Source organism: Cecembia rubra, assembly GCF_003014575.1.
Lineage (GTDB): Bacteria > Bacteroidota > Bacteroidia > Cytophagales > Cyclobacteriaceae > Cecembia_A > Cecembia_A rubra.
The window spans coordinates 332,355-347,460 of record NZ_PYGF01000001.1; the positions used below are offsets into that span (position 1 = coordinate 332,355).

Annotated in this window: 12 protein-coding genes; 4 read left to right on the forward strand and 8 right to left on the reverse strand. The window is 40.8% G+C overall.

Annotation, left to right across the window (positions count from 1 at the left end; all coding sequences use genetic code 11):
- Positions 1 to 295: 295 nt before the first annotated feature.
- The 4 genes from CLV48_RS01345 to CLV48_RS20815 all read left to right on the forward strand — a co-directional run bounded on the left by CLV48_RS01345 (position 296) and on the right by CLV48_RS20815 (position 4,258).
- Positions 296 to 1,030, forward strand: coding sequence for a LytR/AlgR family response regulator transcription factor (locus CLV48_RS01345; protein WP_106565440.1), 735 nt, complete (start codon positions 296 to 298; stop codon positions 1,028 to 1,030).
- A 124-nt stretch (positions 1,031 to 1,154) separates the two neighbouring features.
- Positions 1,155 to 1,577 carry an energy transducer TonB gene (locus tag CLV48_RS01350; protein ID WP_106565441.1) on the forward strand — a complete coding sequence of 141 codons (423 nt, stop codon included), beginning with the start codon at positions 1,155 to 1,157 and terminating at the stop codon, positions 1,575 to 1,577.
- 221 nt (positions 1,578 to 1,798) lie between these two features.
- Positions 1,799 to 4,015, forward strand: a complete 2,217-nt coding sequence (locus CLV48_RS01355; RefSeq protein ID WP_106565442.1) for a tetratricopeptide repeat protein — start codon at positions 1,799 to 1,801, stop codon at positions 4,013 to 4,015.
- 114 nt (positions 4,016 to 4,129) lie between these two features.
- Positions 4,130 to 4,258, forward strand: coding sequence for a hypothetical protein (locus CLV48_RS20815; protein ID WP_281261097.1), 129 nt, complete (start codon positions 4,130 to 4,132; stop codon positions 4,256 to 4,258).
- Positions 4,259 to 4,479: 221 nt separating this feature from the next.
- Here the strand turns inward: CLV48_RS20815 and CLV48_RS01360 are convergent, their stop codons facing one another.
- From CLV48_RS01360 to CLV48_RS01395, 8 genes are all read right to left on the reverse strand, one after another.
- The gene (locus CLV48_RS01360) at positions 4,480 to 5,274 is read right to left on the reverse strand and encodes a 2-oxo acid dehydrogenase subunit E2 (protein ID WP_106566079.1); all 795 of its coding nucleotides are present in this window, start codon (positions 5,272 to 5,274) and stop codon (positions 4,480 to 4,482) included.
- A 108-nt stretch (positions 5,275 to 5,382) separates the two neighbouring features.
- Positions 5,383 to 8,607: a type I restriction endonuclease subunit R gene (locus CLV48_RS01365; RefSeq protein ID WP_106565443.1), complete on the reverse strand. Its 3,225-nt coding sequence runs from the start codon at positions 8,605 to 8,607 to the stop codon at positions 5,383 to 5,385.
- On the reverse strand, positions 8,604 to 9,005 hold the full coding sequence (locus CLV48_RS01370) for a type II toxin-antitoxin system VapC family toxin (RefSeq protein ID WP_106565444.1): 402 nt from the start codon (positions 9,003 to 9,005) through the stop codon (positions 8,604 to 8,606). The genes CLV48_RS01365 and CLV48_RS01370 overlap by 4 nt, the downstream gene beginning before the upstream one ends.
- The gene (locus CLV48_RS01375) at positions 8,987 to 9,262 is read right to left on the reverse strand and encodes a hypothetical protein (RefSeq protein ID WP_106565445.1); all 276 of its coding nucleotides are present in this window, start codon (positions 9,260 to 9,262) and stop codon (positions 8,987 to 8,989) included. Before CLV48_RS01375 ends, CLV48_RS01370 begins: the two co-directional genes overlap by 19 nt.
- A 4-nt stretch (positions 9,263 to 9,266) precedes the next feature.
- A complete protein-coding gene (locus CLV48_RS01380; protein WP_106565446.1) occupies positions 9,267 to 11,177 on the reverse strand; it encodes a DUF4209 domain-containing protein in 1,911 nt (636 codons plus the stop codon).
- Positions 11,178 to 11,576: 399 nt separating this feature from the next.
- Complete coding sequence (locus CLV48_RS01385; RefSeq protein WP_106565447.1) at positions 11,577 to 12,692, reverse strand: restriction endonuclease subunit S; 1,116 nt, start codon at positions 12,690 to 12,692, stop codon at positions 11,577 to 11,579.
- Positions 12,689 to 13,558: a virulence RhuM family protein gene (locus CLV48_RS01390; protein WP_106565448.1), complete on the reverse strand. Its 870-nt coding sequence runs from the start codon at positions 13,556 to 13,558 to the stop codon at positions 12,689 to 12,691. The genes CLV48_RS01385 and CLV48_RS01390 overlap by 4 nt, the downstream gene beginning before the upstream one ends.
- Positions 13,551 to 15,098 (reverse strand): class I SAM-dependent DNA methyltransferase, encoded by a 1,548-nt coding sequence (locus CLV48_RS01395; protein ID WP_106565449.1) that lies wholly within the window; start codon positions 15,096 to 15,098, stop codon positions 13,551 to 13,553. Before CLV48_RS01395 ends, CLV48_RS01390 begins: the two co-directional genes overlap by 8 nt.
- Between the last annotated feature and the right edge of the window lie 8 nt (positions 15,099 to 15,106).

Sequence of the window (15,106 nt, forward strand, 5' to 3'; positions counted from 1 at the left end):
AGAGCTAAGAAGGTTCTGACATAACCTGTTTTGAGCATCGGGAAGACAAGAAGGATATAAGCTAAAGCGAAATAAATAGAAGTTAGAAATCGGATTTCGAAAGTCGAAAGTCAGAGAAAGAACCAAGAAGGAGTTAAGGCAAAGAGGATTTCATTAAGTTGGAGTTCTAATTTGCTTTAGCTCCTTTTTTTATTGCTTTGTTTTGATTTTGTTTGGTAAAAACTAAATTGTGTTTGATTTGTTGAAGATAGGGGTAGATCCTTACTTTGCACTTGTTGTTTAATTCCCCAAAAAAGTGAGTAGAATAAAAATTTTGATCGTTGAAGATGAGTTGGTCATCGCGGAAGACCTTAAGGATGTTTTAGAAGACTTGGGCTATGAGGTTTGTGGTATTGCCATCAGTGCGAGGGAAGCCTTGGCCATGATAGAAGAAAAATTACCGGATATTGCCTTACTGGATATTCAGATCAAGGGAGGAAAAGACGGCATAGATCTCGCAGCAGAAATCAATGAGCAGTATCACCTGCCATTTATCATGCTGACTTCACACGCCGACCTGCAAACCATCAACAGGGCCAAGGAGGTCAACCCCTATGGCTATCTTGTCAAACCTTTCAACGAAAAGGAAATATTGGCCGGTATTGAATTGGCCTTGTCCAACTTTGCAAAGAGACATTCCAAAAAGGAAAATCAGGAAAGTCCGGAAGATTTTGTGCTCAAAGACAGTTTGTTTATCAGGACCAACGGCATGTTGGTCAAACTCAAACTTCAGGACATCACTTATCTGGAAGCAGACGCGAATTATACCCAAGTACATACCAAAGATAGGAAATTCGTAATCCGGTCCACTTTGAAAGAACTGGAAGTGAAACTGGATGCCAACCGTTTTGTACGGGTCCACAAATCTTTCTTGATCAATCTGGAAGAGATTGAAGGGATTCAAGCAGAATCTGTACACATCGCAGGAAAAGAAATCCCTATCAGCAGGAACCAATACAGCTGGTTGCTGCATCAGATCAAAATGTTATAAGACAGATTGACATTTTTTGGCACTTCTTTCACAATTGGTGTTCGTTCTTCCCTGAGGTAAATTGAAGAACCGTTATTGTAGCTAGATTCATTCATTAGTTTTGACAACCAAAAACAAATGAATCATGAAAACTACAGCAACATTATTAGTATTGGTCTTATTGACATCTTTTTCAGCATTTTCTCAGGTTGAAAATCTCATCGCAAAAAACAGTTCCGAAAAGACGATGGAGATTAAATTAAGGGAGATGGAACTGCCTGCATTTGTTGGTGGACAGGAAGCCATGGCGACTTTTATCAAATCAGAGATCAAGTATCCTGAACTGGCATTCAAACAAGGTCTGGAAGGAACAATTTTGGTGAATTTCAGAATTTCCAAAGAAGGTAAGATACTGAACCCTTATGTTTCCCAAGGGATTCATCCCAATTTGGATGAAGAAGCTTTGCGGTTGGTGGAAAATATGCCCGACTGGATTCCGGCCAGACAAAACGGGGAACCAAGGGAAGTGGCCTATCAAATTCCCGTTAGGTTTGCCTTAAGAAATTGAATTTTTTTTGCATAAGCTTTTTAAACTACTAACTGCCTTTTGGTTCAAAGGGCAGTTTTTTATGTTTAAGAATTTGGCACTTACAAACAAAAACAGGATATAGACATAGCCTATTGGATTTATATTCCTATATTTAAATAAACATCAGGCTAATAATCTATTTTGATAAAGTAAAGTGGAATTTTCCCAAGACTCCTTTTAAGCCCATTAAATCCAAATCAATGAAATTTAGAATTCAAAGTTTATTACTGTTAGCAGGCATTTTCCTTTCAAACATGGTTCATTCCCAGCAAAGTACCTTGGTGAAAGACTCTTTGTCATATTATGAAAAATCATTTTGGTCACAAGTTGGGAAAAAGGATATTGAAAAGGCCAAGGAGACATTGTATTACATTCAGGAAACATTAGGGGAGGATTTAGATCCAAAGGTTTTTGATTTTTTTACCCGTACCATAAAGAGGGAAAAAGAAATTCCTTTTCCTGAAATTATGGCAATCACCCACAGGTGCCTGGGATTGCTGGAATTTTATAGGGGAGAAGTAAAAGCCTCAAAAGAAGCTTTTATGTGGGCCAAATCTTATTATAATCGGGCAGAATTGCTGAATCATGCAGCCGGAATGGCCATGAACATCGGTGTAATGCAAGAAAAGATGGGTTACTACGATTCAGCAATAATTAATTACCGCGAGGCTTTGCCCATTTTTGAAAAATTTGAAGATATACCTTCTTTGGCCAGTGTCTATGAGAATATCGGTTGGGCATATTACAGGCAATCCCTAAATATCCCTGCTTTAGATAATTTTTTAAAAACTGAATCCTTGTTAAGCAGTTTCTTGGATTCTATGGAAATCAGATGGGTTGGTTTCTACTTGAATAAATCTAAGATACTGAAAGAATTGAACCGACAAAACGAAGGATTACAGGATCTCCTTAAAGCACTCAGTATAGCAGAACATAATGGGAATCACAATTTGATAGCCAAAACTAATAGAGGATTGGCAGAGGTATATGAGTTAAGAGGGGAATCTGGGAAACAGTACAAAGCATTGATGACAGCAAAATATTATTTCATCAACAATCAAAATCTTCTTGAAGTTGCTGATCTGAATTACGCTATTGCAAGTTTTCATTCTTTAAATGGGAACTTAGATTCTGCAGTCTATTATGTCCAAAAAAGCCTAAGTTTTTATGAACCCAACGGATTTATGGAGGAAATGGGTCTTTCACATGGACTTTTGGGAAATGTGGAATTTAAAAAAGGAAATTATAATTCAGCTATTCAATATTTCCAAAAGTCCCTTGATCAAATTCCAAAAGAAAGTACCCAGTTATATGCCGGTTACCTATTTAATATAGGTTATGCTTTCAATAAACTTGGCAATTTTAATTCAGCCATGGACTATTTGGAAAAAGCTTTGGCTATGAGGTTAGAAATCAATGACTTGGCTGGAATAGCTGAATCTTACCAAGGATTGGCAGAAGCCTATAGTCGAAAAGGGGATTACAAAAGTGCATTTGATTTCCTGACGCTTTACCAATCATATAAAGATTCTGTCTTCAATGAAACTAAGAACAGACAGTTGGCAGAATTGGAAACGCAATATGAAACAAGTAAAAAAGATCAGGCCATAGCTGTCTTGGAACAGGAGAAAGAAATCCAAAACCTCCTTTCCCAAAAGCAAAAGGCACAGATTTACTTGAGTGTTGCCGGGCTGGTGATTTTGTTTGGGGTGTCTGGTTTGTTTTTTAGACAGTCCATTATCAGAAAGAAACATAATCAGGAATTGGAAATCAAGAACGGGGAAATCGCCAAGCAAAATGCAGAGCGTGAACTGCTGCTCAAGGAAATCCATCACCGTGTAAAAAATAACCTTCAGATCATTTCAAGTCTTTTGAGCATGCAGACCAGGAGTCTAAAGGATGACAAAATGAAGGATGCTATGAAGGAGAGTCAAAGTAGGGTCAAGACCATGGCCCTGATCCACGAAAAGCTATACCAGTATGAGAATCTTTCTAAGATCAACATGCAGGAATACATGCAGCAGCTGAGTGACTTTTTGACACAGACCTACAGATCGGAGAAGCATATCCAGGTCAATGTTGCCGCAGAGGATATCAGTCTTGATATGGACATGGCGATCCCATTGGGTTTGATCACCAATGAACTCATTTCCAATTCCCTCAAGTATGCTTTTGAAGACAAGGATTTTGGTGAGATCGATATTATTTTTTCACAAAAGGAGACAGGAGCTTACAAACTTTTGATAAAAGATACCGGTAAGGGCCTGGATGAAAATCTGGATATAGACAACACCAAATCTTTGGGCTTGAAACTGGTAAGAACACTGACCAGGCAGATCAATGGAAAGCTCAAAATTATTCACCACCCCGGAGCAAGTTTTGAAATTGAATTTGCTGAGCAGGATCTGGCAGCTTGATCTGTTTGGAAGACTTTAGCCTTTAATATCCCGACATGTTTTTCAAAAAGTGAACTGAAGCGCATTCCTCAAAAGCACCGCTATCTTGTCCATTGGGTTGCTGGTCCCGGCCTTTTGAAAAAGTTGGAGATCCTTGAAGAAAGCTATGATGTGGTCATCTATGGGGCCACATCTTCAGGTATTTCAGGAACTGACATCTTGGTAGATTTAAAGCTTAAGAGTATGAAAATGCTGATTTTTTAAAGCTTGTGGGTTTAAATGGCAGTTTCTGATAATCTAGGCTGGTCCCGGGTAGTTTGACCCCGAAGGGGTCATCTATTTGTAGCATCAACGCGCTTGCTATAAACATGCGACCCCGATGGGGTCGAATAGAAAAAACAGCTCTTTAGGGTCTTGATGCCCGCATCAATTCCAATTTTCTTTGTGTCTTAGTGCCTTCGTGGCCAAATACTTCGTCCCTTTGCCTATCCATATAAATTCAATCCTCTTTCAATATTCTTACTCAACTCGGCAATAAACCTGGCCATAGGGGCACCATCCATGACATCATGGTCCATGAGTATGGACATTTTTAGGATTTCCCGGATGATGATTTGATCATTATATACGACAGGCTGCTTTACAGTGGAACTTACGCCGAAACAAACAGGATGGATAGATATCGGAATAAACCAACCCTTCACATCTCCCATCATGCCCAGTGAGGTAAAACTTACATTTCCCATTTTTTGGAAGGCCAGTTTAGGTGTGTTCAATAAATACCTCCAAAACAACCTTCTTAAAAATCCCGGGAGTTTATAATACAAGCGTTCTGATTTTTGCCGTTTTCGGTGCAGGACAATATCCTTATCTGTTAAGGGCTTCAACTTGGCATCCTGGATGAGTTTGCTGATCGCTTCAATGCTTAATTCCTGGGCTTTTTCAAGCAAGAGCGGAATAGGCACTTTTGACCCATTGATTTCTTTCTCCACCAGGATCGAGATATTGATGTCCTCAAAGATGATTTGTTTGTTTTTTCCGATGAGGTAGGAACTAGCCCTATCATGTTTTTGGAGGGTCTGGGCAATAACCGCAAGCAACCAGGCACTGAAAGAAATCTGCTCTTGATGTACTTTGTTGTATTCAGCTATTTTCTTTCTGCTTTCACTTACATCCAATTCAATCAATCCGGTGACATGGTGTTTCTGTTTCCCGATTTCGCAAATGTCCATAGTAGCCAATCGGGAATCGGGAAATTGTTGGATCCGGTATTTGGACATGGTGGAATGGAGTTTGATTATGTCAAAATACCAAAAAATGAGAAAAAACATATCGTTTTCTCCAAAGTAAGAAAACTGATAAAATCATTCAAAATTAAAAGCAGTAGATCAGGCTGCGGTCAATTCATTGGCAATCATCTCTGCCTGCTTCAATACGGTATCGGTAGCCAACATCTGCATGTCAGGTGGATAACCGTATTTTCTCAACAAGCGCTTGACGGCAACTTTCAGTTTGGCTTTGACGCTTTCCTTTATCTGCCAGTCTATAGAGGCATTTTGCCGGATCGTCTCAGTAAGTACGACGGCAAGTTCCCTGAGTTTTTCCTGCTGCATCAATTCAATGGCACTGTCATTATTGGCTACGGCAGTGTAAAAAGCATACTCATAATCCGTTAGGCCCATTTGCTTGGCCTCATTGTCCATCTCCATTATGTCTTTGCTCAAGTGGATCAGTTCATCAATCACCTCCGCAGCGGTCAGGATTTTGTTGTGGTATTTTTTGATGGAGTTTTCCAGCATTTCCAGAAAGGAACGGCTCTTGACGAGGTTCTTTTTGGCCCTGGCTTTGATCTCATCGTTCAGCAACTTCTTCAACACTTCCAAGGCAACATTCTTGTGTTCCATCCCTTTCAGTTCCATCAGGAATTCTTCCGAAAGGATGGATATATCAGGCTTCTTGATGCCTGCAGCATCAAATACATCGATCACTTGCTCGGAAACCAAAGCTTTGTCAATGACCTGTCGGATAGTGGTTTCAATTTCTTCATCTGTCTTTCCTGAACCTGTTCCGTCAAACTTTGCCAACCTTGCTTTTACTGCTTGGAAAAACGAAACTTCGTCTTTTGCATCCATTGCTTGGTCATGCGGAATGGCAATAGCAAAGGCTTTTGATAGTGCAGTTACTTCGTTGATGTATCTTTTCTTTCCATCTTCCAAACCTAAAATATGTTCTTCTGCCGAAAGAATCATAGAGAGTTTCTTTGAAGTGTCGGCTTCAAAATAGGTTTCATACTCAAAGCCGTGATATATCTGAGAAACAACTTCGAGTTTCTCCAGCATCAGCTGAACAGCCTGTTCCTGCATGATGGTAGGATCGCCCTTGCCCCCGGCATCGGAATAAAAGGCCAATGCCTTCTTCAAATCCGCTGCTATTCCCAAATAATCCACGATCAAACCACCGGGCTTGTCTTTATACACCCGGTTGACACGGGCAATTGCCTGCATAAGGTTATGCCCTTTCATGGGTTTATCAATGTAAAGGGTATGCATGCTGGGGGCATCAAAACCCGTGAGCCACATATCGCGGACGATGACCAACTGCAATTCATCATCCGGATTTTTCATCCGATCGGCCAAAAGCCTTCGCTGTTCCTTGCTGGTATGGTGTTTGGAGATTTTTGGACCATCGGAGGATGCGGAAGTCATGACCACTTTGATCACTCCCTTATTCAGGTCATCCGAATGCCATTCGGGTTTGAGCTGGATGATGGCTTCGTACAGGTCCGCTGCTATCCTGCGGCTCATGGAAACAATCATTCCTTTGCCTTCAAATACTTCCTGTCTTTGGCTGAAATGTTCAACGATATCTTTGGCAATATTTTGAATACGGTTTTCACTTCCGACCAAGGCCTCCAATTGCGTCCACTTGGCTTTGGCTTTTTGGGTATTGGTCAGGTCTTCCTGATCCAGTTCATCATCCAGATCTTCCACCAACTGCTTTCCTTCTTCGCTCAGATTCACTTTGGCCAAGCGGCTTTCGTAGAAAATCCGAACCGTAGCCCCATCCTCTACGGCTTGGGCGATATCGTAAATGTCCACATAGTTTCCAAAAACGGCCGGTGTATTGACATCAATGCTTTCGATTGGTGTGCCGGTAAAACCCAAATAGGTGGCATTGGGCAGGGCATCCCTCATGTATTTCGCAAAGCCGTACACGATTTTTTTGCCCACCACATTTCCCAGACTGTCTTTGGCATCAATGGTCTTGGGCCTGAAACCGTACTGCGTTCTATGGGCCTCATCAGCGATCACCACAATGTTTTCCCTTTCGGAAAGCAACTCATAAACATTTCCTTCTTCGGGCTGGAATTTCTGGATGGTGGTAAAGACCACGCCTCCTGAACCCACTTTCAACAGCTCTTTTAAATGCTCCCGATCTGCTGCCTGTACAGGTTCCTGCCTGAGCAACTGCTTGGAGGCAGCAAAGGTGTCAAAGAGCTGATCATCCAGGTCATTACGGTCGGTAATCACCAGGATGGTGGGATTTTCCATCAGAAGCACAATTTTCCCTGTGTAGAAAACCATAGACAGGGATTTGCCACTGCCCTGGGTATGCCAGACTACCCCGCCTTTGCGGTCTCCCAATGCCTGCTTGCTGACACCCGGCAGTCCATAAGTCTCCGGTGGTTCGGCCACCATGCTCAGGTTTTCACCTGCTTCGCTGGCATAACCCGCTGCCCTAAGGGTGGACTCCACGGCCCGGTTCACGGCATAGTACTGATGGTAGGCGGCTATTTTCTTTACTGTGAATATAGAGGTAATCCCATCTTTATCTTCCCTACTGCTTTTTTCAAAAACAATGAAATGCCGGATCAGATCGATTAGGGTTTCCTTGTTCAGCATGCCCTTGATCAGGGTTTCCAATTGGCTGACCAAATGGGAAGCTTCTATCTTGCCGTCAGCGGATTTCCAGGCCATAAAACGGCTGAAACCCGAAGAAATGGAACCTGCTTTGGCTTCCAGTCCATCAGAAATCACCACAAAAGCATTAAAAGTAAACAGGCTGGGGATGCTGGCTTTATAGGTTTCTACCTGCTTGAAAGCAGCATGTACCGTGGTATTTTCATCTGCTGCATTTTTCAGTTCGATCACTACCAAGGGTATTCCATTTACAAAGAGAATCACATCGGGTCTTTTGTTCGTCCCATTTTCGATGATGGTAAACTGATTGGCAACGATAAATTCATTGTTGTGGGGATTTTTGAAATCAATCAGCCAGACCCTGTCCCCGCGCTCATCTCCATCGATACGCTTATAAATGGGAATGCCTTCCGTCAGCAGGCGGTGAAAGGTTTCATTGTTGTTCAGCAGGTCTGGTGAGGCAATGCGCTGTATTTCCTTGATGGCTTCTGCCTGTGCATCTGGGGGGAGCTGGGGATTGATTTTTCTGATGGCCCTTTCCAGTCGGCCGATCAATAAGACCTGCTCAAAAGAATCCCTTTCCGGATTTTCTGAATCCGGGGCAATACCTGGAGCATAGATATATGCATAACCCAGCTTTTCCAGCAGTTCTATGGCATAAGACTCAATGATATTTTCTCTGAGACGGGTCATGGTTGCAAATCTGTCTTTGGGTTAAGGTACCTCAACCCTAATGCTTCTACCTTCCGGAAGTCTTTATCATTGTCTGCAATTAGAGTCAAATCATTCGTAATCGCAGTAGCGGCAATCAGTGCATCGGGAATTTTGATTTTTAATTTCCTCCGTATTTCGATAGTCGTATTAATCACGGAATGATCAATCCCAAGCACTTCGGCTGCTGAAACAAAATCATTCAAAATACTAACCTCTTTAGCATTACTTTCCCAAACTAATAGTTCAATTTGGGTAATACAGGAAATAATACATTCCCTATCTAATATCCGATCAAGAAACTGAAGTGATTCAATTGGAAATGATTCGTTTAAAAACTTAATTACAGCGCTTGTGTCAATTAAAAATTTCCTTTCCATTCACTTCGTAACTCTTCTAGTCTTTTATCTATTAGTTCCTCTTTTAGTTTTTCCATTTTTCCTCTAAGTGCGGATATTTTGGGCTTTTGGTAAGGAGCCTTGAAAAATTCTATATCTAGGGAACTTGGCTTAACATACATCGAAGATTCATCAATTCTAATCATTATAGAATTTACATTAAGAGGTAAGCCAGTTGGAAACCAAGATTTCAGACCGTAAGGTGTAACTGGTTCATTGACTATTGTTTCTGTTTCCATGGTTTCAATCCCTCCTGATGAATTTATACTTTGTTAATTTAAGAATTATGCAAAGCAAAACTATAACAAATCCCAAACTATATTCATCAGCGTCCAATAAACTATGCGCAACTTTATTGCGTAGATTGTATCCTGATTTTGATGTCATCACATACTTGATTAAGAATCGATCATCTTCATCAAAGTTTGTCTTTTGATTTGGACTTCCTTCTGGTATGTGTGCTAAATCTGCCAATAGGTCGTCCAAAAGTTTTTCCATTGCAATAGAATCCTTAAACTTGAATGTTGGGATACCAAGCCGCTCGACGAAGTAACGAATCAAACCTTCAATTTTCAAGGTTAAGCTATCTATAACTGTTACGAAATCGGGATTGTATGTATTGTCGACCCGGTATTTTTCCATCTCATCAAAGAAATACTTGATTGGTGGTTTCAAAGTATCGATTGGTTTGATTTTCACTTCTTGTCCATAATATATTCTTTCTATTTCTTCGTTAATCCATGTCGATTCAAGATGGCTTAGGATAGATTCAAAGCTTAATTTTTTGGCATGAAATGCCTCCATAAAAAATCTAACTAATGTCTGGGTCCCGATTTGGAAGTTGAATCCATAAGTTGTTAAAAAGTTGTGTTCAATTTTCTCAGCCTCTGAAGTAAATCGCTCAATAGTATTTCCAAACTTATCCAATACAACAGTCGGGATAAGGGATAAAAAAACACTTTTGCTTGCACTATCCAATGCCATTTGACGTGTCATTTCCAATGAAGGGTACCAAGGGGACCTGATTAGTAAACCTATGATCTCATATTCATTTGACATAGTGACGGATTCTTTAATCCGTCTCAAAAGGTCATCTGTCGCTTCACTTCCAATTTTTTGACTGAATTTTCCGAGTTTAAATTTCCCTCTTAGGTTTGCATATTTTTGTTGTAGTCTATCTAAGTCCGATTTGGATTTCAATTTCTTGAATAGCCTAATCGAATCCTCAATAAGGGAAACAGCTGAGTTATTCCCAGCTTTGTCAGCCTCGTCAGCCAATTCTTCGTAAAGAATGGCTTTTTTCTTTAAGGGAACATCTGTGGATTTTTCCAGCTTTTTTTGGAGACCAATACAAATGGTCAATAAAGAAATAGACCCCCATTTGTCATTGATTTTCAGGAATTCGGCTGCCTCAAGGCACCTATCGATCACCTTGTCAAAGTCTGAGTTAGTTTTTTTGAACGCATTAAAGTCCTTTAGAATAATTCCGGCCAGATCTGAAACGACCCTCAATGTGCCTGGTTTTCTAACTTCCCAATCATTAAGCGTGTCTAAAATGTAATTTACTATTTGTTGTAATTCGTCTTCAAGCCTTGCTTCGATAGCTATTTTAAGAGCCTTTTCGACTGCATCAAAAAAATATAAGGTATAGCCTTTTGGATTTTCCAGTGAACTAACCTCTTCAAAATATCTTTTGGCTAGATCAAATAGATTCTGAAATAATTGTTTCTTAAAAGTTCTATGCTTTGAAAATTCTGTCATTTTGCCAAAGTATACCAGTAACCCATACTCAGCTTTGGCATATTGGTTCATGCAATTTCTAAATCTTTCCTCGAAGTATTTAAATTCGTCAATCGTATAAGCAGATACATTAGGCCAATAGAAAGGAACAACACTTCCATTTTCCAGTGTCTGTGTCCCGCTTAATTGCCAACTAAGGCCACCAATTTTCCCATTCTCGGGTTCATTTTTATAATCAAAGGATTTTTGAATAGAAAAAGCTTCCCTTTCGAGTTCGGAAATTTTGGCATCTTCCTTTTTTGTCTCAAAGAGATGGTTACTTAGTTGTTTCAATATATCACGTATTTCCCCTTCTTTTGACTTATCAAAGTCAGAAAGGTCGAGAATATCATAAAATTCTTGCAGACTGTTCATATACACTCAATATAATTCATTTCTGATAGCGCTGTGAAAAAAGTAATCCCTAGTTGTTCTTAAACTAATTTCTGGTCAAGTTTAAAACCTATTTTTTTATCGATATCAACCCTTCATAATACACCCATGCAAATTTCCCGTCTTTGCCTACAAAGTTGGAGGCGATAGGATGGTGCACGACGGAATCGACTTCTTCCCAAGCATAAATGTAGCCTAGACGCTGCTGGCGACTCCACGGTTGGAATCTTCGCTGTATTCAAATCCATGATCGATAAGAATCTGATTCAGTGCTGAAAAGCTGATAACAATCCCTTGTCCGTAAAGCGCCACTACAAGCTTTCAGATTAGATCATACTTGTCGTTTCCAGTTGTGTTTTTCATAGTTCTTTTTGTTAATGGTTAGTGTTTTTTCTGGTGCTCGACCCTCACCTCCCCACTCATCAACTTCGGCAACAAGGTATCTCGTAAGGCTGTGAGGGTGCGGATTTGGGTTTGGTTTGATTTGATTTTTTGAAATAAGGGTTCAACTTCTTTGTTAAAATTCTTTACTCTTTCAAGTGATGGAATAGAAAAGGTAATACTTCTTAAACTTCCTAATGAAATGTATTCTTGAGTGCTCCCACTCCGATTTTCAAAAATAAATTCATTCCCTAAATCTGATTTGAGCCATAATACAGTATAGTATTTCCAAAGTGCATTTTGTGATGTTTTGAATAGTCCTATATTCTTTATTGCATAATCAATTTCATTTGATTGTTCTAAATAAATAATTCCAATTGTTCCAATCATTGAAAAAAGTATATCATCTGTATCAACTTTGCTTCTCTTATTGATTTGTTCAAAATCTTCTTCTGAAATAAAGTAAGCGCTATTAAAATCAATCGAGTGTTTTGATAGATGCTTTGATGTTATCAATTTTTTGCCAAATGCTTTTTGTTTAGGAGAATCGTGAGTACCATCCCTTATCTCAAATAAATCAGTTATTTTAACTTCCTCCCACTCCTCCTTCGCCTCTTCCACAAACCATTGTCTAAACAGTGTTTCCGCCATTTTTTCCAAGGTGGCGTTTTGGCGGTGCAGCAGGTCTATTTTGTCGTCTAAACTGCTGAGTACGGAGGCAATGGCGGTTTGAATTTCGGGATTATAGCAAATTGAAAACTCTAAGGAATTAAGTAAAGTTTGAGTAACAAGAGGATGGCTTGAACCACCTGCCCATTGATTCAAATCATTATACTTTAAAAAGAAGTAAAGAAACTTTGCATTATTTTTTCCTTTAGGTTTTGCAGATAAAGCATTATCTGAAATCCAAATTGGTCTATTTTCATAATATACTGCACCACAATAAGCCCCAACTCTACCAATTACAATAGTTTCTCCAGAGTAGTTATAGTCATCACCATAACCTAAGATTCCATTTCCACCATAAATTGGAATGTTGCCTTGATTTTTAGGTTTTACTTTTCCATTTCCAAAATCAAGAACTTCCTGTAATTTCATTTCTTTCCACTCACTCATTTTCTTCCTCCCTTATTTAATTTCACCAATACCTCATTTACCAAAGAATCCATCTTCGAAAAAGCAAACCACTTCTTACCTAAGTCCTTGAGCGAGGCACCAAAATGGTACAGTTCTCTTTCATCGATAATCAGAAATCGGTCGTGGGCTTCTTTAAACTCCTTAGCGTTAATCTCTGAGTACTGGCTGTTGTGCTTTTGAAGGTCCAGTTGGATCTGTTTGGTAATCGCCTTGGTGTAAATGGTAGCACTTACCTTTTCGCCACGCTTCGCTAACAGGGTCAGGACCGTTTCATCCACATAGTTATCAATTAGGATAATGCTGCTTTTTGCCGTTTTGATCAAATCAGCCACAAACACATAGGCATCAAATACCTGCCCATTGAAGAAGATACCTTGGGTGGGAGGCAAGGTAGCATGAATCTGAAGTTCCACTTTCTCGATTCTGTTTACCACTTCCTGCATGCTCTTTTCTAGAAGTTCTACCCTGTTATTTACAGCATACCCTTTCAGCAAATAGGATTTCAGCACTTGATTCGCCCAGATTCTGAATTGTGTGCCTCTCTTCGAATTGACCCGATAGCCTACCGAAATAATAACATCCAAACTATAATGCTGAAGGTCTCTGCTTATCATACGCTTGCCTTCCTTTCGAACTGTTCGGAAATTCCGAACAGTTGCCCCTTCTTCCAATTCGCCAGATTCGAAAATATGCTTAATATGCTCGCTGATATTGGCCTTGCTGCTTTCGAATAGTTCAATTATTTGTTGCTGTGTGAGCCATACCGTTTCATCCTCAATACGCACATCAATATGCGTACTGCCAGCATCAGGCTGATAAAACACTATTTCGTTTTGACTATTCAATGGGCATCTTAATTTTAGCGAGATTCTCTGCTATTATCTTATTCAATTGCGCTTCTTCTTGCAATTGAGCTTTCAACTCTGCTTTTAAACTGGCAAAGCGTTCAGCAAAATTGAAGTCGTCTTCTTCATCAGGTAAGCCCACATACCTGCCTGGAGTAAGGACATAGTCAAGTGCTGCTACCTTGCTGATCGGTGCAGCAGCACAAAAGCCAGGGATGTCTTCATACTGTCCATCCGTATTTCGCCAATTGTGGTAAGTCTCTGCTATTTTTTGGATATCCTCCGCAGAAAGTTCACGGGTCCTGCGGTTGATCAGATGGCCCAAGTTCCTGGCATCGATAAAGAGGATTTCGTTGCTTCTGTCCCTAAAACCTGAGCCATTGCCTTTTCTGTTGCGGTTCATAAACCACAAGCAGGCAGGAATCTGGGTGTTCAAAAACAACTTGGCCGGAAGGTTGACGATGCAGTCTATCAGTCTCGCTTCCACAAGGGCTTTTCTGATTTCTCCTTCACCAGAGGATTTGGAGGTCAGGGCGCCTTTGGCCAAGACCACACCTGCCTGACCATTGGGAGCCAGATGGTATATAAAATGCTGCATCCAGGCAAAATTGGCATTCCCGGTAGGAGGGGTGCCGTACTGCCACCGGCCATCAGTCCTCAGCAAATCCCCGCCCCAGTCACTTACATTGAAGGGAGGATTGGCAATGATATAATCAGCTTTTAGGTCTTTATGGGCATTGTTCAGGAAAGAGCCTTCATTGTTCCATTTTACCTGGGAACTGTCAATTCCCCGGATGGCCAGGTTCATCTTGGCCAATCTCCAAGTGGTCTGATTGCTTTCCTGACCATAGATGGAAATGTCGTTGACCTTTCCGGCATGGCTGTCCACAAATTTCAAGCTCTGTACGAACATCCCACCGGAACCACAACAGGGGTCAAATACCCGGCCTTTGTATGGCTCCAGCATTTCAACCAATAATTCTACAACGCTTCTTGGCGTATAGAACTGTCCGCCTTTCTTGCCTTCCGCCAGGGCAAACTCTCCCAAAAAGTATTCGAATACATGCCCCAAAATATCCGCACTTCTGGCTTTGGCATCTCCCAAGGCGATATTGCCCACCAGGTCTATCAGTTCCCCCAAACTGGTAGGATCCAGATTCTGCCGGGCAAAGACTTTGGGTAGCACGCCTTTGAGGGAAGCGTTTTCCTTCTCTATGGCATCCATGGCCTCATCCACAAACTTCCCGATTTCGGGTTGCTTGGCACGGGCCTGTAGGTAAGACCAGCGGGCTTCCTTGGGTACGAAGAAGACATTTTCCGCTTTGTATTCATCCCGGTCCTCAGGATCTGCGCCCATGGCTGCCTCTGCTTCCAGCTTGGCATAGAGCTCTTCAAAAGCATCCGAAATGTATTTCAGGAAGATCAGGCCCAATACAATATGCTTGTATTCAGCGGCATCTATGTTCTTACGCAGCTTGTCCGCCGCTTTCCATAACTGTTTCTCTAAAGGTTCTTCCTGGGTTGGTTTTTGTTTTGGCATATTGTTTT